This is a genomic window from Arthrobacter sp. UC242_113 (assembly GCF_044054585.1).
In the GTDB taxonomy this organism is placed as follows: domain Bacteria; phylum Actinomycetota; class Actinomycetes; order Actinomycetales; family Micrococcaceae; genus Arthrobacter.
In genome coordinates this window covers 3,613,292-3,636,945 of the sequence record NZ_CP171968.1, presented here as the reverse complement: position 1 = coordinate 3,636,945, position 23,654 = coordinate 3,613,292, and the positions used below count along the sequence as shown (strand labels likewise).

The window sequence follows — 23,654 nt, the reverse complement described above, 5'->3', positions numbered from 1 at the left end:
TGGCATGACTTCACCAGAGACTATGGCGGGGGGCCTGAGGCCCCGACCGGTGGTTGACCGGCTGCCCCGCTACGCTGCAGGCAAGCCGCCCGTCGCCGTTGACGGCCTGGCAAGCTACAAACTGTCGTCCAACGAGAACCCGCTGCCGCCCATCCCGGCCGTGGTGGAGGCCATAGCCGCCCAGACGGACTTCAACCGCTACCCGGACCCGCTCAGCACCAAGCTGCGCACCGCGCTCGCCGGATTCCTCGACGTCCCGGCCGAGGACATTGTCACCGGTGCCGGCAGCCTCGGCGCCCTCACCCAGCTGCTGACCACGTTCGCCGGCCAGAATGACGACGGCAAGCCCGACGAAGTGATCTACGCCTGGCGGTCCTTCGAGGCCTATCCCATCTGCGTGGGGCTCGCCGGGGCAGAGAGCGTGCGGATCCCCGTGACGGCTGACGGCCGCCATGACCTTGACGCCATGGCCGCGGCCGTGACCGCACGGACCAGGGTGATCCTGCTCTGCACCCCCAACAACCCCACGGGCCCCATCCTGACCGCCGAAGAAACTGAGCGCTTCATCAAGGCCGTGCCGTCGGACGTTGTAGTGGTCATCGATGAGGCCTACCAGGAGTTCGTCCGCGCGGAAGACGCGGTGGACGGCATCCGGATGTACCGCAAGTACCCCAATGTGGCGGTGCTCAGGACGTTCTCCAAGGCCCACGGCCTCGCCGGCCTCCGGGTCGGCTACAGCGTCTCCCAGCCCCAGCTCACCCAGCACCTGCGCGTCGCCGCCACCCCGTTCGCCGTCTCGCAGATCGCCGAACAGGCCGCCGTCGTGTCCCTGCAGAATTTCGGCCAGGTTGTAGAAAGGGTACAAAGCCTGGTGGAGGAACGGGACCGGGTAATAGCAGGTCTGCGCGACCTCGGCTGGTTCGTTCCGGACGCCCAGGGGAACTTCGTCTGGCTCGAACTTGGCGAGAACAGCGCGGAGTTCGCCCAGCTTGCCGGGGAACACGCGCTGTCCGTACGCGCCTTCGGAAATGAAGGTGTCCGGGTCAGCATCGGCGAAGTGGAAGCGAACACGCGATTCCTGGAACTCTGTGCGGTCTACACAAAACCGCCACGCCGTTCCTAGCGCTTAACAAACAGCCGGCGCTACCTACGCCGGATAAAGTAAGGAACAGTAAGCCAAATATATATGCCTCGCCGGGAATGCATTCCTTGTCAGGCATATATCCCAGCGACATTGCAACGCATCCGGATGCGGCAGGCAAGGAGACGGTATGGGCGCAACACATCTGCCCTCCACCGAGTTCGATGGAACCGAACTGGACGACCAGCTCGAGGCGCAGGCCGAGGCGGCCCTGGGCGTGCCTTCGACTGAAATGGTCCAGCTTCTGGGCCCCGACGGCACATTAGGCACCGACTCTGTGTTCTCCGAGTATGCCGAGCGTCTCGACGCCGAAAAACTCCGCGGTTTCTACGCGGACATGGCGGCCATTCGCCGCTTCGATCAGGAAGCCACGGCCCTGCAGCGGCAGGGCCAGCTGGCCCTGTGGGTTCCGCTGACGGGCCAGGAAGCAGCCCAGATCGGATCCGGGCGTGCCAGCCAGCCGCAGGACTACATCTTCCCCACCTACCGCGAGCACGGCGTCGCCCTGACCCGCAACGTGGACCTGGCCGAGCTGCTGAAGCAGTTCCGCGGCGTCTCCAACGGCGGCTGGAACCCCAAGGACACCAACTTCCACCTGTACACGCTGGTGCTGGCTGCGCAGACGCCGCACGCCGTCGGGTACGCCATGGGCATCCAGCGCGACCAGCGGCTGGCAGCGGCTCAAGGAGTGGAGGGCGCCCATGGCGTCGACGGCCCGGCCGAGCCGAAGGCCGCCGTCATGGTCTACTTCGGCGACGGTGCCAGCTCCGAGGGCGACGTCCACGAGTCCATGGTCTTCGCGTCCTCGTACAACGCCCCGGTGGTCTTCTTCTGCCAGAACAACCACTGGGCCATCTCCGTGCCCACCGCTGTGCAGACCCGGATCCCGCTCTCCAACCGCGCCAAGGGCTACGGCTTCCCGGGCATCCGCGTGGACGGCAACGACGTCGTTGCAGTGCACGCCGTGACCGAGTGGGCGCTCGAGCACGCACGCCAGGGCAACGGGCCGGTGCTGATTGAGGCGTTCACCTACCGCGTGGGCGCGCACACCACAGCCGACGACCCCACGAAGTACCGCGAGTCCTCGGAAGAGGCCCTCTGGCGCGAAAAGGATCCGCTGGACCGACTGGAGAAGTACCTGCGCACTGAGGGCATGGCCGATGACGCCTTCTTCGCCCAGGTTGCCGCCGACGGCGACGAACTGGCCGCATACATCCGGAAGTCCACCTATGAGTCGGACGCACCGGATATCAGGACTGCCTTTGCCAACACCTACGTCGAGGCGCACCCTCTCGTGGCCGAGGAACTGGCCTGGTTTGAAGAGTACAGCGCGGGCTTTGCCGGCGGGGACGAGGGAGAAGGGGCAGGCCGCTGATGACCACCATGACCATTGCCAAGGCCATTAATGAAGGCCTGCGCGCCACGCTCAGCAACAACCCCAAGTCCCTGCTCATGGGCGAGGACATCGGCCCGCTCGGCGGCGTGTACCGCGTCACCGACGGCCTGATCGGCGAATTCGGAGCGGACCGGGTGGTGGACACCCCGCTCGCGGAATCCGGCATCATCGGAACCGCGATCGGCCTTGCGCTGCGGGGCTACCTGCCCGTTGCCGAGATCCAGTTCGACGGCTTCGTCTTCCCCGGCTTCAACCAGATCACTACCCAGCTGGCCAAAATGCACTCGCGCAGCAACGGCAACCTCACTGTGCCCGTGGTCATCCGCATCCCCTACGGCGGCGGCATCGGCTCCATCGAGCACCACTCCGAGTCGCCGGAGGCGCTGTTCGCGCATACCCCCGGGCTGCGCATCATCACGCCGTCCAACCCCCACGACGCCTACTGGATGATCCAGCAGGCCGTGAACTGCCAGGACCCGGTGATCTTCTTCGAACCGAAGCGCCGCTACTGGCTCAAGGGCGAGGTTGACACGGAATCAGCCGGCCCGGCCGAGGATCCGTTCAAGGCACATGTGGTCCGGGAGGGAACCGACGCCACCGTGGTGGTCTACGGCCCGCTCGTCCCCGTGGCCCTGGCTGCCGCCAATGCCGCGGCGGAGGACGGCCGCAGCATCGAGGTGATCGACCTGCGCTCCATCTCGCCGATCGACTTTGACGCCATTGAAGCCTCCGTCAAGAAGACGGGCCGGCTGGTCGTGGCGCACGAGGCTCCCACCTTCGGCGGCATCGGCGGTGAAATCGCCGCGCGGATCAGCGAACGGGCCTTCCACTCGCTGGAGGCGCCGGTCATCCGGGTGGGCGGCTTCCACATGCCGTACCCCGTGGCCAAGGTCGAAGAGGACTACCTTCCGGACATCGACCGCATCCTTGAGGCGCTGGACCGGGCCTTCGCGTACTGACGCCGCCGCGCACCGGCACCTACTGACCCTTTCGCCTACCGGCTCCGCACCTCCCGAAGCCCGAGCATTCGAACCCGAGGATCCCATGACGCTTAACAAGTTCAACCTCCCCGACGTCGGTGAGGGCCTGACCGAGGCAGAAATCGTTTCGTGGAAGGTTAAGCCGGGCGATGAGGTGGCCATCAACGACGTCCTGTGCGAGATCGAGACGGCCAAGTCCCTCGTCGAGCTCCCGTCGCCGTTTGCCGGCACCGTCACCGAACTGCTGGTCCCGGAAGGCGCGACGGTCGACGTCGGGACCGCCATCATCAGCGTCTCTGACACCATGCACGGCGACCCCACACCGGCCGACGCGCCGGTGCCGGCCGTCGAGGTGACTGAGCCGGCGCTGATGTACGGAAAGCTCCCGGCCGACGGCGAAGCTGCCCCTGATGGAGCTGCCGACGGCGGCCTGGCCGCCGGTCCGCTGGTGGGTTCAGGCCCCAAGGCTGACGCCGTGAAGCGGCGCCCGCGCAAGACCAGACCGGCGATTCCGGCAGATGCAGTCCACGGCGCTCCGGAAGTCGAGCCTGTCCAGCCGCGGTCCGCGAAGGATGCGCTCTTGGACGGTCCGGCCGGTGCCGGGCCGGCGGCCGCGCCTGCCGTGACGAGGCGGCCCGAGTGGACCCCCGCTCTCGAGACTGACAAGCCAACGCTGGGTGGGGCCATTTCCGGGCTCATGAACAGGGTTCTGGCCAAGCCGCCGGTGCGGAAGATTGCCCGCGACCTGGGCATCGACCTGGCCGACGTCGTGGCCACGGGCGCACGAGGCGAGGTGACGCGCGAGGACCTGGTCAGCTACCAGGCGCAGCGGGATGCGGAACTGGACAAGGCTGACACGTTCTGGGGCAGGTCAGGCCGTCCCCAGGAACAGCGGATCGAACGGGTCCCGGTCAAGGGCGTCCGCAAGGCCACCGCGAAGGCCATGGTGGAGTCGGCGTTCTCCGCGCCGCACGTGAGCATCTTCGTGGATGTGGATGCCAGCCGCACCATGGAATTCGTCAAGCGGCTCAAGGCTTCGCGCGACTTCGAGGGCATCAAGGTCTCCCCGCTGCTGATCCTCGCGAAGGCCGTCATCTGGGCCGCGGCGCGGAACCCGAGCGTGAACGCCACCTGGGTGGACAGCGCGGACGGCAGCGACTCCGCGGAGATCCAGATCAAGCACTTCATGAACCTTGGCATTGCCGCGGCCACACCCCGCGGGCTCATGGTACCGAATATCAAGAACGCCCAGGACCTGTCGCTCAAGGAACTCGCGCTGGCCCTCAATGAGCTCGCCACCACCGCGCGTGCCGGCAAGACCCAGCCGGCACAGATGCAGGGCGGCACGCTGACGGTGACCAACATCGGCGCCCTCGGCATCGACACCGGAACCCCCATCATCAACCCGGGTGAAGTGGCCATCGTGGCGTTTGGCACCATCAAGCAAAAGCCGTGGGTCCTGGACGGCGAGGTCATTCCGCGCTGGATCACCACGCTCGGCGGATCCTTCGACCACCGCGTGGTGGACGGCGACCTTTCAGCCCGCTTCATGGCCGACGTCGCCGCCATCCTGGAAGAGCCGGCACTGCTGCTCGACTGACCTGCCCTGCTGCTCGACTGGCGGTCCCCAGAGCGGTACCCTCCGGGGAAAGGGGGGAGGGCCGGACAGTCAGGGACGGGGTTTCCCATGGGTGAGGACCGCGGGATCATGAGCATCCGCGCGAAGAACCGCGTTGCCCGGGTGATCACGGAGGCGCTTCAGCCGCCCATCACCGTGGCTCTGCTGCTGCTCCTCAGCCCGGCCCTGGAACCCGGCTTTCCGGGCACCGTGTGGTTCGGCGCCGTGGCGGTGCTGTTTGTGTGCGTGCTGCCCTTGGCCGCCGTCGTCCTTCTGGTCCGGCTGGGCAAGGTGACGGACCACCACGTCAGTAACCGCAAGCAACGGGCACCGGTGCTTGCCATGACGGTGGTGTCACTGCTTGCGGGGCTGGCGGTGCTTCTGGCCATCAACGCGCCGTATAGCGTCATCGTGGTGGTGCTGGCCATAGTGGGCGGCGTCGTGGTACTCGCCGTCATCAGCCTGTTCTGGAAAATCAGCGGCCACGCCGGGGCGATCGCACTGACAACGGTCATCGCGGTGCTGATCCTGGGCGTCCCGTGGATTCCGCTGCTGCTGCTGATTCCCGCTGTGGGCTGGTCCCGAGTGGTGCTGCGCGCCCATACGGTGGCGCAGGTGGTAGCGGGGGCACTGGTGGGCGGCGGCGTCACCGCCGGGCTGTGGTGGCTACTCCGCGAGGTGCTGGTCCGGATCGGTTGACGCCGGGACCGGCTTAGTAGGCGGCGTAGGAGGTGGCCAGCAGCTGGGCCATCGCAGGATCGGCGGACATGTTCGCCATACTCATCGCGGCGGCGAGCATGACGCCGGAAACGGCGGCGATGCCGGAGCTCACGAGCGTGAGGAACTTCCAGTCCTCGCGCAGGACGCTCTTCAGCGTGTCCGGCAGCTGCAGGTCGGGGGAGATGAGGTTCGGGGCGCTGTCCACGGAGCCGTCGTCGAGGAGGGCGATCACACGGCCCGCGGAGCGGTCCACGCGCATGGCGCTGATGTGGTTTCCGTGGCGGGCAAGGAGTATGTCGTGGCCGACGAGGTGGCGACGCTGGAGTGTAAGCACAGTGCTCCCCTGAGAGGTAGATTTGGGTTTGTCCGCATCATCGGGGGCACCTCCAATTTTATCTTTCAGGCCTTGCCGGATTGCCGGAAAACGTGGTGAGACTGCCCACCAGCCGGGGTGATCCGCGTCAAGTCAGGCCTGCGCCGGGCAGGCCTGCGGTGTGCAGGCCTGCCCGAGTCAGGCCAGTGCTGTGGCTAGCCCGCGCTGTGGCTAGCCCGCGCTGGGCTAGTCCGCTCCGTAGGTATTTGCGATGTAGACGTCGCAGGAGGCGCTGTGCGCCACGCTGTTCGCCACGCTGCCCAGCACGCGCCCGAGACCCTGCATGCGGCGGTTTCCCACCACGATCATCTTCGCCTCAAGGCGGTCCGCCTCCCTGACCAGGGCCTCGGCCGGCTTGCCCCGTGCGGCGGAATAGGTGATCTTGAGGTCGCCGCCCGCCAGGGCAGCCGCCACCTCCCGGGCCACCCTTTCAGCTTCTCCGGCGTCCGACACGATCCACCGGTCACTGCCGCTGCCGAAGACTTCGGTCCGGTCGGTATCGAACGCGGACACGACATGGAGCCGGGCACCCAGCGCGCCGGCCAAATCCCGTGCCACCTCCGCTGCCTTGCGCGCGGTACCGCTTCCGTCCACACCCACAACAATGGTTTCCGCCATAGCCTTATCTCCTTTGAATATCCAGCATGATCTGATGTCCCGCCGGCCGCAGCTCAGGCCAACGCGTCTATGGCTTGCTGCAGCACCGGGGCCAGGCGCCGCACGCCCTCGGCGATGGCCTCCGGCGGAACGGCGCTGAAAGCAAGGCGGAGTTTGTTCGACGGGGCGTCCGAGTGAGTGAAGGCTGCGCCGGGAATGAAGACGACGCCGGCATCAATTGCCTTGTGGAGAAGGGGGTACGTGTCCACACCTTCCGGCAGCGTCACCCAGACGAAGAATCCGCCCTGCGGCCGGGTCCAGCTGAGCCCCTCGGGCATGTGCTTCTCCAGTGCCGCCAGCATCGCGTGGCACCGCTCGGCATACAGCCCGCGGTACGTCTCGATCTGGCCCTTCCAGTCGTAGTCGCGGAGGTAGGCCGAGACCAGCATCTGGTTCAGTGTGGGCGGGCAGAGCGTCACTGCCTCGGAGGCCAGATAGTAGCGGCGCTGCAGGTGGGCCGGAACCAGGGCCCAGCCGATACGCAATCCCGGGGCAAAGATCTTCGAAAACGATCCCATGTAGATGACGTCGTCTGGGTTCTCTGCGCGCAGCGGAGCCAGCGGCTCGCCGTCGAACCTCAGCAGGCCGTAAGGGTTGTCCTCCAGCACCAGAATATTGGCGCGCCGGCAGATGTCCACGATCTGCTGCCGGCGCTCCTGCGCCAGCGTAATGCCCGACGGGTTGTTGAAGTTGGGGATGGTGTAAAGGAACTTGATGTTTTTCCCGGCCGTCTGGAGCGCCGCGATCCTGGCCTCGAGAAGGTCAGGCACCAGGCCGTCGTCGTCCATGGGCACGGCCTCCACCTGGACCTGGTACGCCTCGAACGTGTTGAGCGCCCCCACGTAGGTGGGTTCCTCCACCAGGGCCACGTCGCCAGGGTCGCAGAACACCTTGGTGGCCACGTCCTGTGCGGACTGCGAGCCCGCGGTGATCACCACGTTCTCCGGCCGGGCGTCCAGGATGCCTTCGGCGGCCATGACCTCGCAGATCTGCGTGCGCAGTTCCTCGGTGCCCTGGCCTCCGCCGTATTGCAGCGCAGTGAGGCCGTCCTCGGCGATGATCCGGGCGGCCGTCCGGGCAAGCTTTTCGAGGGGCAATGACTGCAGGTAGGGGCTGCCGCCGGCCAGCGAGACCAGGCCCGGCCGCATGGAGATGTCGAAAACATCCCGCACCGCCGACTGCTTGATGTTCGCGGCACGCTCGGAGAAGAGTTCCTCGTGGCGGTGGGCTGATGTCGCGGCCCGCTCGATGGCGTCGATGGCTTCGGCGGGGAGGATGGCTGCGGCGGCGTCGAGTGTCTCGTGGGTCACAGTCCCAGAGTACAGCCATAGGTTGCTGATCAGGCAACAGCTGTTTACTAGAGTTTTGGAACATCGGGAACTGGGGCCGCCGGGCACCTTTACCTTCGGCTGACCAAGGCATGGAATGGAGCCATGACGTCACTCGAGCCCCAGCCCGCACTGTCCCAGCCCGCCAGGGCTGACGCCTTCCGTCAGATGCACGCGGGCGGTGCTGTTCCGCTGGTGCTCGTGAACGTGTGGGATGCAGCATCGGCCCGGCTCGTGGAGAAGGCCGGGGCGCGGGCGATCGCCACCTCGAGTTCGGCCATCTCGTGGAGCCTCGGATTTCCGGACGGCAGCCACGTTCCCCCGGGCTTGGCGTTTGACGCGCTCGGCAGGATTGCCGCGGCCGCAAGTGTCCCGGTCACGGCGGATATCGAAGCCGGGTATGCGGGCGCGGACGGCACTTTCGACGACGGCCTGCTCCGGCAGACTGTCGCTGCGGTGCTGGCGGCCGGCGCCGTGGGCGTGAATATCGAGGACTCAGGCGGTGCGTCCCTCACGGGCGTGGACGAGCAGGCCCGCAGGATCAGGCTGGTCCGCAGCATCGCCGCGGAGTCGGGGGTGCACCTCTTCATCAATGCCCGGACGGACACGTACCTTTCCGGTCAGTTCGGGGACTCCGCCTTCGACGAGACGCTGGCGCGGGCCGAGGGCTACCTTGCCGCGGGCGCCGACGGGATTTTCGTGCCCGGCGTGACGGACCTCCACATCCTGCATGAGCTGAGCCGGCGGATAGCGGCGCCGTTGAACGCCCTTGCCGGCGTCGGATCGGCGTCAGTGGGCGAACTGCACGACGCCGGTGTGCGGCGCGTTAGTATCGGCGGCAATGCGGCGAAGGCGGCTTACGCAACAGTCTCCCGGGTGGCTGCCGAAATCCTGGGCGACGGCAACTGGTCGCAGCTCGCCGGTTCGCCGAGCCATGCGGACATGGATGCCCTGTTCTCACGGGAAGGCGAGGGCTAACGGAGGCCCAAAACGTCCGCCAGCGGCACGCCGCTGACGTAGATTTCCGCCCGGACGGCACCCACGGCCGTGACGGCTGTATGCGTGAGCTGTGCTTCGATCCGCGGAAGATCGCAGACGCCGCCCGGCTGCACTGCGCCGGTCAGGTTCACCACCACGGTGGTGCCGTCGAGGTAGCCGGACACGTACTGGAGCGAGGAAGCTGACAGGGCGTTATACAGTCCGCTCGCGGGCGGTGCGCCCGGGCCGGACAGCAGCCTGCTCATGGCGGCCTGCAGTGGCTCGCTTTTGGATGAGTCGGCCTGGTGCACGGCCACCAGGCTGTCGTTGCAGCCGAAGCGCACGCCGGACGTTCCGCCGTCGTCGAGTGCGACGTAGTAAACCGCGGTGCCGGCGGCCGCGCCAATGCCAGTCCCCGGCGAGGTGGAACCGGGCGCCGTCGGACCGGCCGTGGGGCCGCCGGCAGCCGGGCCGGCCGCAGCCCCCGAGGCAGGCGCGGGCTGCAGTCCGGAGCCCGGCAGCTGTGCCTGGGTGTCCGGACCGGCGACGCCGGCGGACGGAAGCCCGCCCGGCCCGGGCCCGCCCGGCCCTGATCCGCCGACAGCTTGGCCGCCGGGGTTCGGGTCGGCGGACGGAGCAGCTGGGCCGGCCGGAGGAACGGATTCGGAAACCCCGGCAGCCGTCCCCTGACCTGTAGCGCCGGCGCCAGCGGCACCCTGGCCGGAGGCTCCAAGCCCGGGCTCCGCGCTGGATTCGGGGGCGGCAGGCGCGCCGGCTTCCTCGGGCGGGCTTACCGGAGGAGCCGGGCGGGGTTCGGGTGCCGCGGCGGCGGTGGGCCCGGCGTCGTAAGCGTTCTGCTGGAGCGGGGCGCAGGCGCCGAGCCACAAGGGGAGAGTCAGACAGAAGGCGGCAACCGCCATCGTCAGCGGTCTGACTCCCCAGCTCGACTTCATGACTGCACCGCACTCCCTGCCCCGGCACGTCCCGTACATCAACGTTACGGCGGGGCGGCGGGCCGGGGAACGGTGTCCGGGTGTCAGTTTGGCGGCAGCTCAGTCACGGATTGGTTGCGGCCGCCTGGGGCCGCCCGGTCAGCGGGCCGAGGCCGGGAATGGCACACGCCCCCGGCCGCTGGTGGGCCGGGGGCGTATAAGAGGGCGCGGAGTTGCTTAGGCGGCTGCGCCGGCGGGCTCGACCGCGGCAAGGGCCACGAAGAGTTCCTTGATCTGCTCAACGACTTCGGCGTCGTCCTTCGGGTGGGTTTCCGCGAAGCGGACCATGGAGCCGGGGACGGCGAGCTTGGCGTCCTCCAGGACGCGGGCGCCGGCGATGCCCACGGCCTTGCGGGCCTCGTCCTGGGCCCAGACGCCGCCGAACTGGCCAAAGGCGGTGCCGACGACGGCGGTGGGCTTTCCGGCGAGGGCGCCGGCACCGTACGGGCGGGACAGCCAGTCGATGGCGTTCTTCAGCGAGGCGGGCATGGTGCCGTTGTGCTCGGGGGTGACCAGCAGCAGGGCATCAGCCTTGCCGGCTGCGTCGCGGAGGGCGGCGGCGGCTGCCGGGACCTGGCCCTCAACGTCGATGTCCTCGTTGTAGAAGGGGATGTTGCCCAGGCTCTCGTGGATCACGATCTCGAGGCCTTCCGGGGCGTTCAGCTGGATGGCTTCGGCAAGCTTGCGGTTGTGGGAGTCGGCGCGCAGGCTTCCCACCAGGGCGAGTACGGTGCTCTTGGACATGTGAACTCCTTTAGGTCTTGCCACGGAACGCTCCGTGGCGAGTGGTTCGTGGAGGCGTTTGGTGCCTTCATCCAGACTAAACGGACTGCGGTCCGGATATTATTCCCGGGTCTAGAATGCTTGGTGTGAGCCTCATCCCAATCCGATCTGGATCCACTGCCGGCTCCGCGTCCGGTTCCGGAGCGGAACGCAGCGATGCTGCCCGGAACCGGGAGCTGCTCCTGTGTGCTGCCCGGCAGCTCGTGGAGGAATGCGGCGCCGACGGCGTGACCATGGACAAGCTGGCGGAGCGTGCAGGGGTGGGCAAGGGAACCGTGTTCCGCCGCTTCGGCAGCCGGGCCGGCCTGATGATGACCCTGCTCAGCGACGCCGAGGCTGAGTTCCAGGGCCGCTTCATGTTCGGACCGCCGCCGCTTGGCCCCGGGGCGCCGCCGCTGGAACGGCTGATCGCCTTTGGTGCCGAACGCATCCGCTATGTCATGGAGTACGGCGAGCTCGCGCGGGCCGCCGAAGCGTCCCTGCATAACAGGTTCGAGGCGCCCGCGGCGGTGCTGTGGCACCGCCACATTGAGCACCTGCTGCGTTCGGCGGGATTCGATGCTGACCCGTGGCTCATGGCCATGTCCCTCAGCGCAACCCTCGAACCCGAACGGCTGCTGCATGCCGTCCGCGTGCAGCACGTTTCGCCGGAGCGGCTGGAGGAGTCCTGGCGCGAGCTGGTCATCCGCGTCGCCGGAGCTGCGGACGGCTAAAGCGGGACCGGCCGAGGGGGTAGCGTGGCACCATGAGCACCGATTCCTCCACACCCTCCGCCCCCATCCGCACCGCAGTGGTGGGCTTTGGCCTGTCCGGCCGGGTCTTCCACGCCCCGCTGGTCGCGGCGGACCCCGGTTACTCGCTGGACGTCATCGCCACCTCTGACCCCGGCCGGCAGGCGGCCGCCGTTGAGCAGTATCCGGGCGTGAAGACAGTGCCCGACGGCGATGCGGTCCTTGCGCTGGCCGCTGACCTTGACCTTGTGGTGTTGGGGACGCCGCCGGCCACCCACTACCCGCTGGCGAAGGCCGCGCTCGAGGCCGGGCTCGACGTCGTCGTTGACAAGCCGTTCGCCGTGACGAGCGGCCAGGGCCAGGAGCTGATCGCGCTCGCAGAGCGGCTGGGGCGGGTGCTGACGGTGTTCCAGAACCGGCGCTGGGACGGGGATTACCTCACGGTCAAAGCCCTGCTGGAGCGCGGTGTGCTGGGGGAGGTCACGCGGTTCGAATCGCGGTTTGAACGGTGGTCGCCCGAGGTTGCCAAGGCCTGGAAGGCGGAGGCCACCGCGGCCGACGGCGGCGGTGTCCTGTTCGACCTCGGCACCCACCTCCTGGACCAGGCGCTGCAGCTCTTCGGCCCGGGCGAGGTGGTCCATGCCGAGCTCCTGGCCCGGCGCCGGGGCGAAAAGACGGATGATGACTGCTTCGTGATCGTGCGGCACGGGAACGGCGTGCTCAGCCACCACTGGATGAACATGCTCTGCGCCCAGCAGGGCCCGCGCTACCGGGTCCTCGGCACCGGCGGCGGCTACACCAAGCACGGCGTGGACCCGCAGGAGCCTTATATCGTTGCGGGCGGGAGCCCGCTGGATGCGGAGTACGGCGTGGAAGCCGCCGAATGGGCCGGGCAGCTGGGCCGCGACGGGCACCTGGACCGGCTGCCGACCGAACGCGGGAACTACCCCGGAGTTCTACCGGATCCTCGCAGCCAAGATCGGCGACGGCGGCACCGCCTCGTCATTGCCGGTACCAGTAGACCCTGCCGGCCCGGTGGAGGTCCTGAAGCTGATCGAACAGGCGAGGGCGCTTTAAACACCAATCGACTGCTCCGTAACTGCCGTTTTGGGGGTCCAAAAGGGCGGTTGCGGAGCAGTCGACGGTGAAAACCCTATGCGGAGACCAGCTCGTGCCAGTCCGCTACGAGGGGCAGGTTGTGTGCCTCGGAAACGGAGTGGTGCGCCACATGGCCCGCGGCGATGTTCAGGCCGGCGGCGAGTGCGGGGTCCTTCTCAAAAGCTGCCTTGACGCCGAGGTTTGCCAGGGCCACGCCGTAGCGGAGCGTGACATTGGTCAGCGCGTAGGTGGAGGTGTTCGGGACGGCGCCGGGCATGTTGGCCACGCAGTAGAAGATCGTGTTGTGGACCTTGTACGTGGGTTCCTGGTGCGTGGTGGGGTGCGTGTCCTCGAAGCAGCCGCCCTGGTCCACGGCGATGTCCACGAGCACCGAGCCGGGCTTCATGCGGGCCACGAGTTCGTTGGTCACCAGCTTGGGGGCCTTCGCGCCGGGAATGAGCACGGAGCCGATCACGAGGTCGGCGTCCACCACGGACTTCTCGATCTCGTACTTGTTGGAGGCGACCGTCTTGAGCCGGCCCTGGTACTGGGCGTCGAGTTCGCGCAGCCGGTTGATGTTGATGTCCAGGATGGTGACGTCGGCGCCGAGGCCCAGAGCCATGGCGGCAGCGTTGGTGCCCGCGACGCCTGCGCCTAGGACCACGACCTTGGCCGGGCGGACGCCCGGGACGCCGCCAAGCAGCACGCCCTTGCCGCCGGCGGGCGCCATCAGGGAGGTCGCACCGACCTGGACGGAGAGCCGGCCGGCCACCTCGGACATGGGCGCGAGCAGGGGCAGCGTGCGGCCCTCCTGAACGGTCTCGTACGCGATGGCGGTGACGCCGGCGTTGATGAGCTCCTGGGTCAGCTCGGGCTCGGCGGCCAGGTGCAGGTAGGTGAAGAGGATCAGGCCCTTGCGGAAGCGGTGGTACTCGGCCTTGATGGGCTCCTTGACCTTCATCACCATGTCCGCGCGGGACCAGACCTCGTCGGCGTCGGCAACGATTTCTGCGCCAGCAATGGCGTACTCCTCGTCGGTGATGCCGGAACCCAGGCCCGCACCGCGCTCCACCAGGACCGTGTGGCCGTGGGTACGGAATTCGTGAACGCCGGCAGCCGTGATGGCGACGCGGAATTCGTTGTTCTTGATCTCTTTGGGGACACCGATGATCATTTTTTGGGCTCCAGATCCGATGGCTGCAAGGCCGGAATGTGTGGGGAATGTTGTGATTCCAGAATAGATCCGGCTGTGAGGCGTACTACACGAATCGGCCGCCTCACCCGAAGCTAAACCGCGTGATTCCGGGGTTTTCAAAGTTCTCTACTCGACTAAAGTCGACCGCAGAGGCGTCAGGTGTCGCCTGATGTCCGTTCGCTCACGGCGCCCCGCGGGACGTAGTCTGTCAGCATGCAGCAGGATGTGGAACAGCTCGTCGAACGTGTGGCACTCAAACTGGGCCGCGGGCTTTCCCTGGAGGATCTCGACGGTCTGCTGCTCGCCTACAGCTCCAACCAGTCGCACGCGGACCGGGTCCGGGTTAACTTCCTGCTCAGCAAACGCGTGCCGCTGGACGTCAAAAACTGGCAGCTCTCGCACGGCATCGCCACCGCGGTGCGGCCGGTGGTGGTGCCCGCAAACGAGGAACTGGGCATGCTCGGGCGCGTCTGTGTCCCGCTGCTGGTCCGCGGGTTCCGGGTGGGCTACTTATGGGTGCAGCTGGACGTGGAAGATCAAAGTGCGACGGCGATCCTCGCCGAACTGCCCGGCGTCCGGGACGAGCTGGACCTGTTGTCCGGAATGCTGCTGGACTCCAACACCGCGGAATCCGAGTTCCGGCGCAGCCGTGAACGCGAGTTCCTGGCCGCCTGTGCAGGGGAAGCCAACGCCGTAGCTGCAGTGGCGGGCTGGAAGGAAGTACAGGACCGCGGGCCCTGGCAGCTGGTAACCGTCCTGGACGCGGACGGCTGGATGGCCGGCCCGGATCCCATCGCGTCCACGCTCATCCACCGCGCCGCGGCACTGCAGGCCACCATTGGCGTGGACGCTGTCCTGTTCAGTGCAGGCGCGGAGACGCATTCAGTGGTCCTCTTCCGGGAATCCACAGGGCGTGCGAGCCAGGCGCAGGTTCTGGTGCATTACCAGCTGGAGCTCGCCAAGCGTTCCGGCAGGTCCGTGGAGCGGATCATTCTGGGAACCAGCGAGGGATTCGGCCGCGTCAAAGACCTGGCCGAGGCTTACCGGCAGTCGAAGGTTGCCGCCCTGGCCGCCGCCGTCGATCCCCGGCTCGGCGAGCTGGTGGATTGCCGGGCCACGGGCGTCTACCAGCTCCTGGCCTCGGCTGGCGGCGGGGCCGGCGTCTGGAGCGATGCAAGTTCGGTGAACTTCCGCGCCCTGGAGGACCACGACCGGAACGGTGAGTTGCTGCCCGTGCTGGAACTGCTCTACGACAATGACGGTTCGGTCCAGGACGTCGCCGAAAAACTGCATCTGCACCGCAGCAGCATCTACAACCGGCTGGGCCGCATCCGCCAGCTGCTGGGCGTCGATCCGCTCAAAGGGATGGTGCGGCTGGAGCTGCACGCCGCCCTGAAAGCGCGGCGCTGGGCTTCAAGGCCAAGGATCTGACGCCCGGCTTTGGGCCCACGCCGGCGAGGGACCCGGCCCGTGGGCCCACGCTGGCGAGGGACCCGGCCCGAGCTTGCGTGGGCAGGGAGCCGGTGGGGCCTTGCGAGGGCAGGGAGCCGGTGGGGACTAGGCGGCGTTGCCTTCGCCGCTGGGCAGCTGCTCGGCAGGACGTTCTGTAGTCCGCTCTGCGGTCCGTTCCAGCGTGACGCCGTCGGGGAGATGCTGCGGAAGTTCCTGAAGCCGGGTGCGGATCTTCGCGAGGCGGCTCTGGACGAACAGCGATACAGCCACGTAGACCACGCAGCTGGAGGTAAAAACGGCGGTATTGTTCAGGCCCATGATGATTCCCAAGGCAGCCGCCACACCCATGGCGACGATGCCCGCCACGATGTGCAACCCCCTGAATCTCACCACGAATAAAGAGTAACCCCGCGCGCCAGCCGGAAACCCTGGTTACGGGGGATCGTTGCTTGATCCTTATCACCCCGTCATTTTGCGGGCAGGCCGGGACATCTACTGCCCCACGAAGGAGCTTAATCCCGGAGGGTGATCAGCTTCCAGGGCAGGCGCGCGGGGTTGGCGGGCGAAACGTCCACCGAGATGTCGGCCCGCGCCATGTCCTCTTCCAGGAACAGGGTTCCCGTGGCTTATTGGACGCGATGACCCGGCCATTGGGGCCCAGCAGGAACACCACGGGCTCGCGGAGCTGAAGGGCCCGCAGGAAGCTTCCTACTGCCCGCTCTCGCCGTCGGAAGTCCTGGCGTCGGAGGCTCCTCCGGCCGCTGCCGCTGCCGCCTGCTTCTTTTTCTGCCCCTCCAGCCATGCCATGACGGCTGCCAGCCGGATTCGACGGTGTGTGCCGCGGTATTCCACCGGGATCTCGCCGCGGTCCGTCATGTTCCGCAGGTAGGTGTGGGAGATGCCGGCCAGTTCGGCCGCCTTTGAGGTGGTCAGCATTTCTTCCACGCTGCTTACGGTCACCGCTTCGCCGCGGCTGAACCTTGCCAGCAGGTCGACGACGGCGTCCCTCGCCTGGGGCGGGAGGCGGTGGACAGTGCCATCCACGAACACGGTGATGTCAGTGCCGCCGTCGAGCGCGCGCTGCAGCGCCAGAGCCTCGTCGGCAGGAAGGGCGGGCGCCACCCTGGGAGCAATGAGAGCCATGGCAGAAGCCTAACCGCTGCGGAACGGTGAGTTGGATATGCTCGGCGGATGAGACTTAGCGGTGGAGTAGCAGTGACGGCAAACGGCCTGACGGGCCGCCTGTACACGTCGAACGAGGTGGCGGCCGCGGGTCAGCCGCCCTATGTGCTGCTCCACGGCATCGGCGTCTCGCACCGCTACCTCGCCCGGCTGCACATCGAACTGGCCCGGGGCCCGAAGGAACAGAACCAACAGGCGGAGTGGGCCGAAGGGGGTGCTGCCGTCTACTCCTTCGACCTGCCGGGTTTCGACGGCACGCCGCGTCCCGGGCGGCAGGTGACGGTGGGCGAATATGCGGCGTTCGTTGCGGCGGTTCTGGCGGAGCGCGGCGTGGAGTCGTGCATCGTGGTGGGCCATTCCATGGGGGTCCAGTTCGCTGTGGAATTGGCGCTTCAGGCGCCCGGGCTGGTGACCCGCACAGTGCTCATGGGTCCGGTGGTGGATCCCGAACGCAGGAGTGCAGCCTGGCACGCGCTGGCGCTGACGCGGGATTCCCTGTTCTGTGAGCCGCCGTCCACCAATGCCGTGGTTTTCACCGACTATTTCCGGACGGGGTTTCGGTGGTACCTGACCGAACTGCCCGTGATGATGGAGTATCCGCTCAACTCCCGGATCCGGGGCGTGGCCCAGCCGGTGCTCGTGCTCCGCGGCGGAAGGGATCCGATCGCCCGCCGGCCGTGGTGCCAGCGCCTCGCCGCGCAGGCACCGGACGGTGTGTTTGCCGAGGTGCCCGGGTGTGGGCACGTTGTTCAGGACACAGCTCCCGAAGATGTTGCCCGGACCATCCGGCGCTGGGCCGGCGCCGCGGCCGAGGGCTCAGCTGCAGCCGGCGGATCCACGGCCTGAACCCCGATCTGAGAGCCTGAGCTGCAGGCTACCTGAACCCGAAAAGAAGGCAGGCGCCCGGATTCCGGGCGCCTGCCTGCTTTATGGCCGGTCTGATCCGCGGGCGAGCTACAGTCCGAGTTCTTCCAGGACCGGCAGCTTTTCCCGGACCCAGGCCCGGGCTTCCACGGCGCTCGGTGCGGACAGGGCCAGTTTGGCCAGCTCCTGGGCCTCCGCCAGCGTGACAGTCTTCAGCACGGCGGCCACCGCCGCGAGCGAGCGGGCGGTCATGGACAGCGTGGTGACGCCCAGGCCGGTCAGCACGACGGCGAGGGCCGGGTCAGCCGCGGCCTCGCCGCAGACGCCCACCGGCTTGTTGTGTCCCTCTGCCCTTGAGCCCTCAACAGTCAGGCCCACGAGGCGCAGCACGGCAGGCTGCCACGGCGTGTTCAGCCCGGCGAGCGGGCCCAGCTGGCGGTCAGCGGCCATGGCGTACTGGGTGAGGTCGTTGGTTCCCAGGCTGGCGAAGGCCACTTCACGCAGGATGGTGTCGGCGGTGAGGGCGGCGGAAGGAACCTCCACCATCACGCCCGGCGTTTTGATGCCGGCTTCGGCGCACATGGTGGCGAAGCGGGCTGCTTCCTCCGCCGTCGAAATCATTGGTGCCATGACCCAGACGTCAGCTTCCGACTCCTTTTCGGCCTGCGCGATCGCCTCCAGCTGCCGGTCGAGGACGCCCGGCGTGGTGAAGTCGGTGCGGTAGCCGCGCACGCCCAGGGCCGGGTTGGGCTCGGTGGAGTCCGTAAGGAACGGAAGCGGCTTGTCCGCGCCGGCGTCCAGGGTGCGGAGCACCACCTTCTTGCCGGGGAAGGCATCGAATACGCCCTTGTACGCGGCGGCCTGTTCCTCGACGGTGGGCTCGGTGTCACGTTCGAGGAAGCAGAATTCGGTGCGGAACAGGCCCACGCCCTGGGCGCCGAGCTTGGCGGCGGCCTGGGCGTCCTTGGCCCCGCCCACGTTGGCGAGGAGGGGCACCAGGTGGCCGTCCGCCGTCGAGCCCGTACCGCTGAACTCCGCGAGGAGGGAGGCCGTGGCAGCCCAGGCCTCGGCGGCTGCGCGCAGCGAATCGTCCGGGTTGGCCGTAATGGAACCGGCGGCGCCGTCAACGTAAACCTCGGTGCCGTCCGGGAGCTCGTCCACGCCGACGGCGGCCACGACCGCCGGCAGGCCGAGCGAGCGGGCGATGATCGCGGTGTGGGACTGCGGACCCCCGCCGGCGGTGACCAGGGCGAGGACCTTGTTGGGATCGAGGGTGGCGGTGTCGGCGGGGGCCAGGTCCTCGGCCACCAGGATGAACGGTTCGTTCGACGTCGGGATGCCAGGCGCGGACACGCCGCGGAGTTCGGCCACGATGCGGGCGCGGACATCCAGGACGTCGGTGGCGCGCTCCGCCATGTAACCGCCGAGATTGTGCAGCATCTCAGAAACCGAGGAGCCCGATTCCCAGATGGCCCGCTGCGGCGAGGTGCCGCGGGCGATGAGCTTAGCCGCGCCCTTGATCAGCATGGTGTCCTTGGCCATCAGGGCCGTGGCTTCGAGGACAGCCTTGCCATCACCGGTGGCGTGGTCCGCGCGGGCCTTCAGCTCATCATGGACGGCACCCGCCGCGGCCTTCAGTGCTGCCGTCGCCTCTTCGGGGGTGGTCCCGGCAGCCAGCTGTTCGCCGGCCGGAGGTTCGCTGATGGGCTTGGGCATCTGGCGGATCGTGCCGATGATGCGGCCTGGGCTGACGCCTACTCCTGGGAAGTTCTGCACTGAAGGTCCTCGTTCTCTGCCGGTAGCCAGGCCCGCCGGTATCTGCCCGGGCGGGAGCCCGGAAGCTCGGAACGGCTACGTCCGATGCTGCGTTGCGGTGCCTGGAAAAAATTGTATGTGATTCAGTTCATATAGCGTTGCTATAGGTGCTAGGGTAGCGGTTATGAGTTTCGATGGCCAGCTTCCGCCCAAAATGAGGCTGTTGCGTGCGGCAGCCGAATTGCTGGCCAAATCCGCTGGGGCCGCCGTCTCCACCCGCCAGATCACGCAGTTGGCGGGTGTCACGGCGCCCACCCTCTATCACCACTTCGGTGACAAGGAGGGCCTGTTTGACGCAGTTGTCGCCGCGGGTTTCGAAGAGTATGTGGCGGGCGAGAGGGACTTCGCCCCGTCCGGACAGCCGCTGGTGGACATCCGGCGGATGTGGGACAACCACGTGCAGTTCGGGCTCAAGCAGCCCGAACTTTATCTGGTCATGTTCGGTAACATCCGCCCCGAGAGCCGCCCCGCCATCGTTGCCGATGCGGAGGTACTCCTGGAGGAAATGCTGAACAAGGCCGCTGCGGCCGGACAGCTGAACGTCCAGCCACGGGAGGCCGCCAGGAGCATCCTGGCCGCCAACGTGGGTGTGACGCTCATGCTGATCGCAGAACCGGCCGCGGAGCGGAATCTGGAGCTGTCCACGATGACCCGGGACGCCATGATCTTTGCGGTGTCCAGGGACCAGGGGCGGGACGCGGGACCGGAGGACTCCGGTAAGTCATCGGTGGTGGTGGCTGCCATCGCGCTGAACGCGGCGCTGCAGGCATCCCACTCGGACCAGCTCACCAGCTCGGAACTCAAGCTTTTTCTCGAATGGCTCCACCGGATCTCCACCAGTTCCACCAGCTAGACGAAACTATCGGACCATCCTGCGGTGCCGCAGGGACCACGTTAGGAAATCACATGGCAACAGAGACAGTTGCAAAACCCAAAACCAGTGCGCGGGTGCACGTCCAGCGGTTCGGGACGTTCCTGTCCGGCATGATCATGCCCAACATCGGTGCATTCATCGCCTGGGGCATCATCACCGCCCTGTTCATCGAAAAAGGATGGATCCCGGTACCGCAGCTCGGCGGCTTTGGCACGAATGCCGAAGGAGTTCCGAACACGGGCCTTGTGGGTCCCATGATCACCTACCTGCTGCCTCTCCTGATCGCCTACACCGGCGGCAAGATGGTCTATGACGTCCGTGGCGGCGTCGTTGGTGCCATCGGCACCATGGGTGTGATCGTCGGTGCCGGCATCCCGATGTTCATCGGTGCCATGATCATGGGTCCCCTCGGCGGCTGGACCATGAAGAAGATCGACGCCATTTGGGACGGCAAGATCCGGCCCGGCTTCGAGATGCTGGTGAATAACTTCTCCGCCGGCATCTGGGGCGCACTGCTCGCCATGCTTGGCTTCTACGGCATCTCCCCGCTGGTCCAGGCGTTCAGCACGGCCGCCGGTAACGTGGTCCAGTTCCTCGTGAACAACGGCCTGCTGCCCCTGACCAGCATCTTCATCGAACCGGCCAAGGTTCTGTTCCTCAACAACGCCATCAACCACGGGGTACTGACCCCTCTGGGTATCCAGCAGTCGCTGGACCAGGGCAAGTCCATCCTGTTCCTGCTGGAGGCGAACCCCGGCCCGGGCCTGGGCATCCTGCTGGCCTACATGTTCTTCGGCCGTGGCGCCGCCAAGGCTTCTGCTCCCGGAGCCGCGCTCATCCATTTCTTCGGCGGCATCCACGAGATCTACTTCCCGTACGTCCTCATGCGCCCGCTGCTGATCCTGGCTGCCATTGCCGGCGGCATGACGGGCATCGCCACACTGGCGGTCACCAACTCCGGTCTCGTAGCCCCGGCGGCCCCGGGGTCCATCATCGCCGTCATCGCGCAGACGTCCCGCGACAGCTACCTCGGCGTGATCCTCTCCGTGCTCCTTGCAGCCACGGTTTCCTTCCTCGTGGCCTCGCTGATCCTGCGCACAACCCGCCACAGTGACGAGACTGACCTCGGAGATGCCACCGCGAAGATGGAAGCCATGAAGGGCAAGAAGAGCTCGGTTTCCTCTGTGCTCACCGGCGCGGGTGCCGGTGGCGGCGTGGGCGTTCTGACCGGCCCCATCAGCAACATCGTGTTCGCGTGCGACGCCGGCATGGGCTCCAGCGCCATGGGCGCCTCCGTGCTGCGCAACAAGATCAAGGCGGCCGGCTTCCCTGACGTCAAGGTCACCAATGCGTCCATCGCCAACCTCAACGACACGTACGACGTGGTGGTCACGCACCAGGACCTGACCGAACGTGCCAAGCCGGCCACGGCCAGCGCCGTCCACGTCTCCGTGGACAACTTCATGAATAGCCCGCGCTATGACGAGATCGTGGAAATGGTCCAGCGCAGCAATGCCGAAGGTGCGGAGGCTCCTGCCGAAGCCGGTACCAGCGCCGGCGCAGCCGCCGCCGGGACTTCCGCAACTGCCGGAACCGGCGACGGAGCTGACGCGTCCCCCGAAACTGCCGCGGCGCCGTCGGACATCCTGGTGCCGGAGAGCGTGGTCCTGACCGGCTCCGCATCCACCAGGGATGGCGCGATCGACGAGGCGGGCCAGCTGCTGCTGGCGCGCGGGGCCGTGGACGAGGACTACATCCGCGCGATGCACGAGCGCGAGGAGTCCGTCTCCACGTACATGGGCAGCTTCCTGGCCATCCCGCACGGCACCAACGCCGCCAAGGACCACATCCGGAAGTCGGCTGTCTCGGTGATCCGCTATCCCGACGGCATCGACTGGAACGGCAAGCAGGTCAAGTTCGTGGTGGGAGTGGCCGGTGTCAATAACGAGCACCTGCACATCCTGTCCTCGATCGCCAAAGTCTTCACGAACAAGGCGCAGGTGGCGCAGCTTGAGGCGGCAACATCTGTGGACGAAGTCCTGGATCTGTTTGGAAAGGTCAACGCATAGTGAAGGCTGTACATTTTGGGGCCGGCAACATCGGCCGGGGGTTTGTCGGCCTGCTGCTGCACGAGGCCGGGTATGAGGTGGTGTTCGCTGACGTTGCGGATGCCCTGATCTCCGAGCTCGCCGGGGCGGACAGCTACAGCGTGCACGAGGTGGGGGAGAACCCCGCCGTGCGCACGGTGGACAACTTCCGGGCGCTGAACTCCGGCACCCAGGAGGCGCAGCTCATCGAGGAAATCGCGACGGCGGACATCGTCACCACGGCGGTGGGGCCGCACATCCTGAAGTTCGTGGCCCCTGCGATCGCCAAGGGAATCGCCGCCCGTGCCGCGGGGCTGCCGCCGCTGCAGGTGATGGCGTGTGAGAACGCCATCAACGCCACGGACATCCTGCGCGAGTCCATCGTCTCGTCCTGGGACGAGGCCGCCGGATCCTTGGCGGACTCGGCGGTGTTCGCCAACACGGCCGTGGACCGGATCGTACCCAACCAGGAACCAGGGCAGGGCCTGGACGTCACCGTGGAGACGTTCTACGAATGGGTCATCGACCGCACGCCGTTCGGGGGTGCCGCCCCGGTGATTCCGGGTGCCACCTTCGTGGACGAGCTGGGCCCCTACATCGAGCGCAAGCTGTTTACCGTGAACACGGGACACGCCTCCGCGGCCTACTTCGGCTTCGAGGCCGGGCTGGAGAAGATCTCCGACGCCATGGCGGACGAGGACGTCGCCGCGGACGTGCGCGCCGTGCTCGACGAGACCAAGCAGCTGCTCGTGTCCAAGCACGGCTTCAGCTACGACGAGCAGGAGGCCTACGTCCAGAAGATCCTGGGCCGCTTCACCAACCCGCACCTGCCGGACACCGTGCACCGCGTGGGGCGCGCGCCGCTGCGCAAGCTCAGCCGGCACGAGCGGTTCATCGGCCCGGCGGCGGAACTGGCCGAACGCGGCATTGTCCCTGAGGCGCTGCTCGGGGCCATCGCCGCCGCCCTGCGCTTCAACGACCCCGCCGATGCCGAGGCCGTTGAGCTCGGCCAGATCCTGGCCTCGTCCGAACCGGCCGCGGCCACGGAGCGCATCACCGGTCTGGGACAGGACCACCCGCTCTTCGCGGCGGTCTGCGGCCTCGTGGAGGATCGCAAGGCAGAGGACGTCGCCGCCCCGGCGTAGCCTGTCCCCGCAACAAAACCCGCGACGCCGGAACTCAAGGTGAGTTCCGGCGTCGGGGGTTTAACGGCGAAAATCAGACGCGTCCTCAGGTCCTGCTGCTTTTCTTCAAACGCTTCCTCACCTGAGACCGGTCCGGGGGAATCCTGCTGACGCCAAGTGCGGAAGCGTTCGCCGAAAACCTGCAGGACGTGAAGAAGGGTTGCCCGAAAACCTGCAGGAGGTGAGGAGGGGTTGCCCTAAAACCT

At 67.3% G+C, this 23,654-nt stretch carries 21 protein-coding genes and 1 pseudogene; 13 read left to right on the top strand and 9 right to left on the bottom strand.

Annotated features, from left to right (window positions below):
* The first annotated feature begins 4 nt into the window (after window positions 1-4).
* The 5 genes from ACHMXB_RS16560 to ACHMXB_RS16540 all read left to right on the top strand — a co-directional run bounded on the left by ACHMXB_RS16560 (window position 5) and on the right by ACHMXB_RS16540 (window position 5,834).
* A complete protein-coding gene (locus ACHMXB_RS16560; RefSeq protein WP_395400067.1) occupies window positions 5-1,123 on the top strand; it encodes a histidinol-phosphate transaminase in 1,119 nt (372 codons plus the stop codon).
* Between the two features lie 148 nt (window positions 1,124-1,271).
* Window positions 1,272-2,516, top strand: a complete 1,245-nt coding sequence (gene pdhA, locus ACHMXB_RS16555; RefSeq protein WP_395400065.1) for a pyruvate dehydrogenase (acetyl-transferring) E1 component subunit alpha — start codon at window positions 1,272-1,274, stop codon at window positions 2,514-2,516.
* Window positions 2,516-3,496 (top strand): alpha-ketoacid dehydrogenase subunit beta, encoded by a 981-nt coding sequence (locus ACHMXB_RS16550; protein WP_395400063.1) that lies wholly within the window; start codon window positions 2,516-2,518, stop codon window positions 3,494-3,496. The genes pdhA and ACHMXB_RS16550 overlap by 1 nt, the downstream gene beginning before the upstream one ends.
* Window positions 3,497-3,581: 85 nt before the next feature.
* Entirely contained in the window at window positions 3,582-5,117 is a 1,536-nt protein-coding gene (locus ACHMXB_RS16545) for a dihydrolipoamide acetyltransferase family protein (protein WP_395400061.1), read from the top strand.
* Between the two features lie 87 nt (window positions 5,118-5,204).
* A complete protein-coding gene (locus ACHMXB_RS16540) occupies window positions 5,205-5,834 on the top strand; it encodes a phosphatase PAP2 family protein (protein WP_395400059.1) in 630 nt (209 codons plus the stop codon).
* 13 nt (window positions 5,835-5,847) lie between these two features.
* Here ACHMXB_RS16540 and ACHMXB_RS16535 read toward each other — a convergent pair whose 3' ends face one another.
* The 3 genes from ACHMXB_RS16535 to ACHMXB_RS16525 all read right to left on the bottom strand — a co-directional run bounded on the left by ACHMXB_RS16535 (window position 5,848) and on the right by ACHMXB_RS16525 (window position 8,195).
* The gene (locus tag ACHMXB_RS16535) at window positions 5,848-6,189 is read right to left on the bottom strand and encodes a hypothetical protein (protein ID WP_395400058.1); all 342 of its coding nucleotides are present in this window, start codon (window positions 6,187-6,189) and stop codon (window positions 5,848-5,850) included.
* Window positions 6,190-6,414: 225 nt separating this feature from the next.
* On the bottom strand, window positions 6,415-6,846 hold the full coding sequence (locus tag ACHMXB_RS16530) for a universal stress protein (RefSeq protein ID WP_395400056.1): 432 nt from the start codon (window positions 6,844-6,846) through the stop codon (window positions 6,415-6,417).
* Between the two features lie 53 nt (window positions 6,847-6,899).
* Window positions 6,900-8,195 carry a PLP-dependent aminotransferase family protein gene (locus ACHMXB_RS16525; protein WP_395400054.1) on the bottom strand — a complete coding sequence of 432 codons (1,296 nt, stop codon included), beginning with the start codon at window positions 8,193-8,195 and terminating at the stop codon, window positions 6,900-6,902.
* 123 nt (window positions 8,196-8,318) lie between these two features.
* On the opposite strand from ACHMXB_RS16525, the gene ACHMXB_RS16520 reads away from it, so the two are divergent.
* The gene (locus ACHMXB_RS16520; RefSeq protein WP_395400052.1) at window positions 8,319-9,191 is read left to right on the top strand and encodes an isocitrate lyase/phosphoenolpyruvate mutase family protein; all 873 of its coding nucleotides are present in this window, start codon (window positions 8,319-8,321) and stop codon (window positions 9,189-9,191) included.
* Here the strand turns inward: ACHMXB_RS16520 and ACHMXB_RS16515 are convergent.
* Entirely contained in the window at window positions 9,188-10,111 is a 924-nt protein-coding gene (locus ACHMXB_RS16515; RefSeq protein WP_395400050.1) for a GerMN domain-containing protein, read from the bottom strand. The two genes, ACHMXB_RS16520 and ACHMXB_RS16515, sit on opposite strands and share 4 nt — an antisense overlap.
* A 249-nt stretch (window positions 10,112-10,360) precedes the next feature.
* Window positions 10,361-10,927 carry an NAD(P)H-dependent oxidoreductase gene (locus ACHMXB_RS16510; protein WP_395400048.1) on the bottom strand — a complete coding sequence of 189 codons (567 nt, stop codon included), beginning with the start codon at window positions 10,925-10,927 and terminating at the stop codon, window positions 10,361-10,363.
* A gap of 125 nt (window positions 10,928-11,052) precedes the next feature.
* Here ACHMXB_RS16510 and ACHMXB_RS16505 point away from each other — a divergent pair, with 125 nt between their 5' ends.
* Window positions 11,053-11,679 (top strand): TetR/AcrR family transcriptional regulator, encoded by a 627-nt coding sequence (locus ACHMXB_RS16505; protein WP_395400046.1) that lies wholly within the window; start codon window positions 11,053-11,055, stop codon window positions 11,677-11,679.
* Window positions 11,680-11,711: 32 nt separating this feature from the next.
* A pseudogene (locus tag ACHMXB_RS16500) lies at window positions 11,712-12,774 on the top strand (Gfo/Idh/MocA family oxidoreductase).
* Window positions 12,775-12,850: 76 nt separating this feature from the next.
* On the opposite strand, the gene ald reads toward ACHMXB_RS16500, so the two are convergent.
* The gene (gene ald, locus ACHMXB_RS16495; protein WP_102972464.1) at window positions 12,851-13,969 is read right to left on the bottom strand and encodes an alanine dehydrogenase; all 1,119 of its coding nucleotides are present in this window, start codon (window positions 13,967-13,969) and stop codon (window positions 12,851-12,853) included.
* 234 nt (window positions 13,970-14,203) lie between these two features.
* On the opposite strand from ald, the gene ACHMXB_RS16490 reads away from it, so the two are divergent.
* The gene (locus ACHMXB_RS16490; protein ID WP_395400044.1) at window positions 14,204-15,421 is read left to right on the top strand and encodes a PucR family transcriptional regulator; all 1,218 of its coding nucleotides are present in this window, start codon (window positions 14,204-14,206) and stop codon (window positions 15,419-15,421) included.
* A 126-nt stretch (window positions 15,422-15,547) separates the two neighbouring features.
* Here the strand turns inward: ACHMXB_RS16490 and ACHMXB_RS16485 are convergent, their stop codons facing one another.
* Together ACHMXB_RS16485 and ACHMXB_RS16480 are read right to left on the bottom strand one after the other, a co-directional pair.
* Entirely contained in the window at window positions 15,548-15,835 is a 288-nt protein-coding gene (locus tag ACHMXB_RS16485) for a hypothetical protein (RefSeq protein WP_395400042.1), read from the bottom strand.
* A gap of 315 nt (window positions 15,836-16,150) precedes the next feature.
* On the bottom strand, window positions 16,151-16,585 hold the full coding sequence (locus ACHMXB_RS16480; protein WP_395400040.1) for a helix-turn-helix domain-containing protein: 435 nt from the start codon (window positions 16,583-16,585) through the stop codon (window positions 16,151-16,153).
* Between the two features lie 72 nt (window positions 16,586-16,657).
* Here ACHMXB_RS16480 and ACHMXB_RS16475 point away from each other — a divergent pair, with 72 nt between their 5' ends.
* The gene (locus ACHMXB_RS16475; RefSeq protein WP_395400038.1) at window positions 16,658-17,470 is read left to right on the top strand and encodes an alpha/beta fold hydrolase; all 813 of its coding nucleotides are present in this window, start codon (window positions 16,658-16,660) and stop codon (window positions 17,468-17,470) included.
* A 108-nt stretch (window positions 17,471-17,578) separates the two neighbouring features.
* On the opposite strand, the gene ptsP is transcribed toward ACHMXB_RS16475, so the two are convergent.
* Window positions 17,579-19,264, bottom strand: coding sequence for a phosphoenolpyruvate--protein phosphotransferase (gene ptsP / locus ACHMXB_RS16470; RefSeq protein WP_395400036.1), 1,686 nt, complete (start codon window positions 19,262-19,264; stop codon window positions 17,579-17,581).
* A gap of 163 nt (window positions 19,265-19,427) precedes the next feature.
* Between ptsP and ACHMXB_RS16465 the strand changes: the two genes are divergently transcribed.
* From ACHMXB_RS16465 to ACHMXB_RS16455, 3 genes are read left to right on the top strand one after another with little or no spacing between them, the layout of a single operon-like run.
* Window positions 19,428-20,156 (top strand): TetR/AcrR family transcriptional regulator, encoded by a 729-nt coding sequence (locus ACHMXB_RS16465; RefSeq protein ID WP_395400034.1) that lies wholly within the window; start codon window positions 19,428-19,430, stop codon window positions 20,154-20,156.
* A gap of 53 nt (window positions 20,157-20,209) precedes the next feature.
* Window positions 20,210-22,246, top strand: a complete 2,037-nt coding sequence (locus ACHMXB_RS16460) for a PTS mannitol transporter subunit IICBA (protein WP_395400032.1) — start codon at window positions 20,210-20,212, stop codon at window positions 22,244-22,246.
* Complete coding sequence (locus ACHMXB_RS16455) at window positions 22,246-23,409, top strand: mannitol-1-phosphate 5-dehydrogenase (protein ID WP_395400030.1); 1,164 nt, start codon at window positions 22,246-22,248, stop codon at window positions 23,407-23,409. Before ACHMXB_RS16460 ends, ACHMXB_RS16455 begins: the two co-directional genes overlap by 1 nt.
* The last annotated feature ends 245 nt before the right edge of the window (window positions 23,410-23,654 follow it).

Coding starts and splice junctions, on each gene's coding strand:
- ald (WP_102972464.1), bottom strand. CDS start 13,969: ATGATCATCGGTGTCCCCAAAGAGATCAAGAACAACGAATTCCGCGTC.
- ACHMXB_RS16515 (WP_395400050.1), bottom strand. CDS start 10,111: ATGGCGGTTGCCGCCTTCTGTCTGACTCTCCCCTTGTGGCTCGGCGCC.
- ACHMXB_RS16560 (WP_395400067.1), top strand. CDS start 5: ATGACTTCACCAGAGACTATGGCGGGGGGCCTGAGGCCCCGACCGGTG.
- pdhA (WP_395400065.1), top strand. CDS start 1,272: ATGGGCGCAACACATCTGCCCTCCACCGAGTTCGATGGAACCGAACTG.
- ACHMXB_RS16490 (WP_395400044.1), top strand. CDS start 14,204: ATGCAGCAGGATGTGGAACAGCTCGTCGAACGTGTGGCACTCAAACTG.
- ACHMXB_RS16480 (WP_395400040.1), bottom strand. CDS start 16,585: ATGGCTCTCATTGCTCCCAGGGTGGCGCCCGCCCTTCCTGCCGACGAG.
- ACHMXB_RS16520 (WP_395400052.1), top strand. CDS start 8,319: ATGACGTCACTCGAGCCCCAGCCCGCACTGTCCCAGCCCGCCAGGGCT.
- ACHMXB_RS16530 (WP_395400056.1), bottom strand. CDS start 6,846: ATGGCGGAAACCATTGTTGTGGGTGTGGACGGAAGCGGTACCGCGCGC.
- ACHMXB_RS16465 (WP_395400034.1), top strand. CDS start 19,428: ATGAGTTTCGATGGCCAGCTTCCGCCCAAAATGAGGCTGTTGCGTGCG.
- ACHMXB_RS16545 (WP_395400061.1), top strand. CDS start 3,582: ATGACGCTTAACAAGTTCAACCTCCCCGACGTCGGTGAGGGCCTGACC.
- ACHMXB_RS16540 (WP_395400059.1), top strand. CDS start 5,205: ATGGGTGAGGACCGCGGGATCATGAGCATCCGCGCGAAGAACCGCGTT.
- ACHMXB_RS16550 (WP_395400063.1), top strand. CDS start 2,516: ATGACCACCATGACCATTGCCAAGGCCATTAATGAAGGCCTGCGCGCC.
- ACHMXB_RS16510 (WP_395400048.1), bottom strand. CDS start 10,927: ATGTCCAAGAGCACCGTACTCGCCCTGGTGGGAAGCCTGCGCGCCGAC.
- ACHMXB_RS16460 (WP_395400032.1), top strand. CDS start 20,210: ATGGCAACAGAGACAGTTGCAAAACCCAAAACCAGTGCGCGGGTGCAC.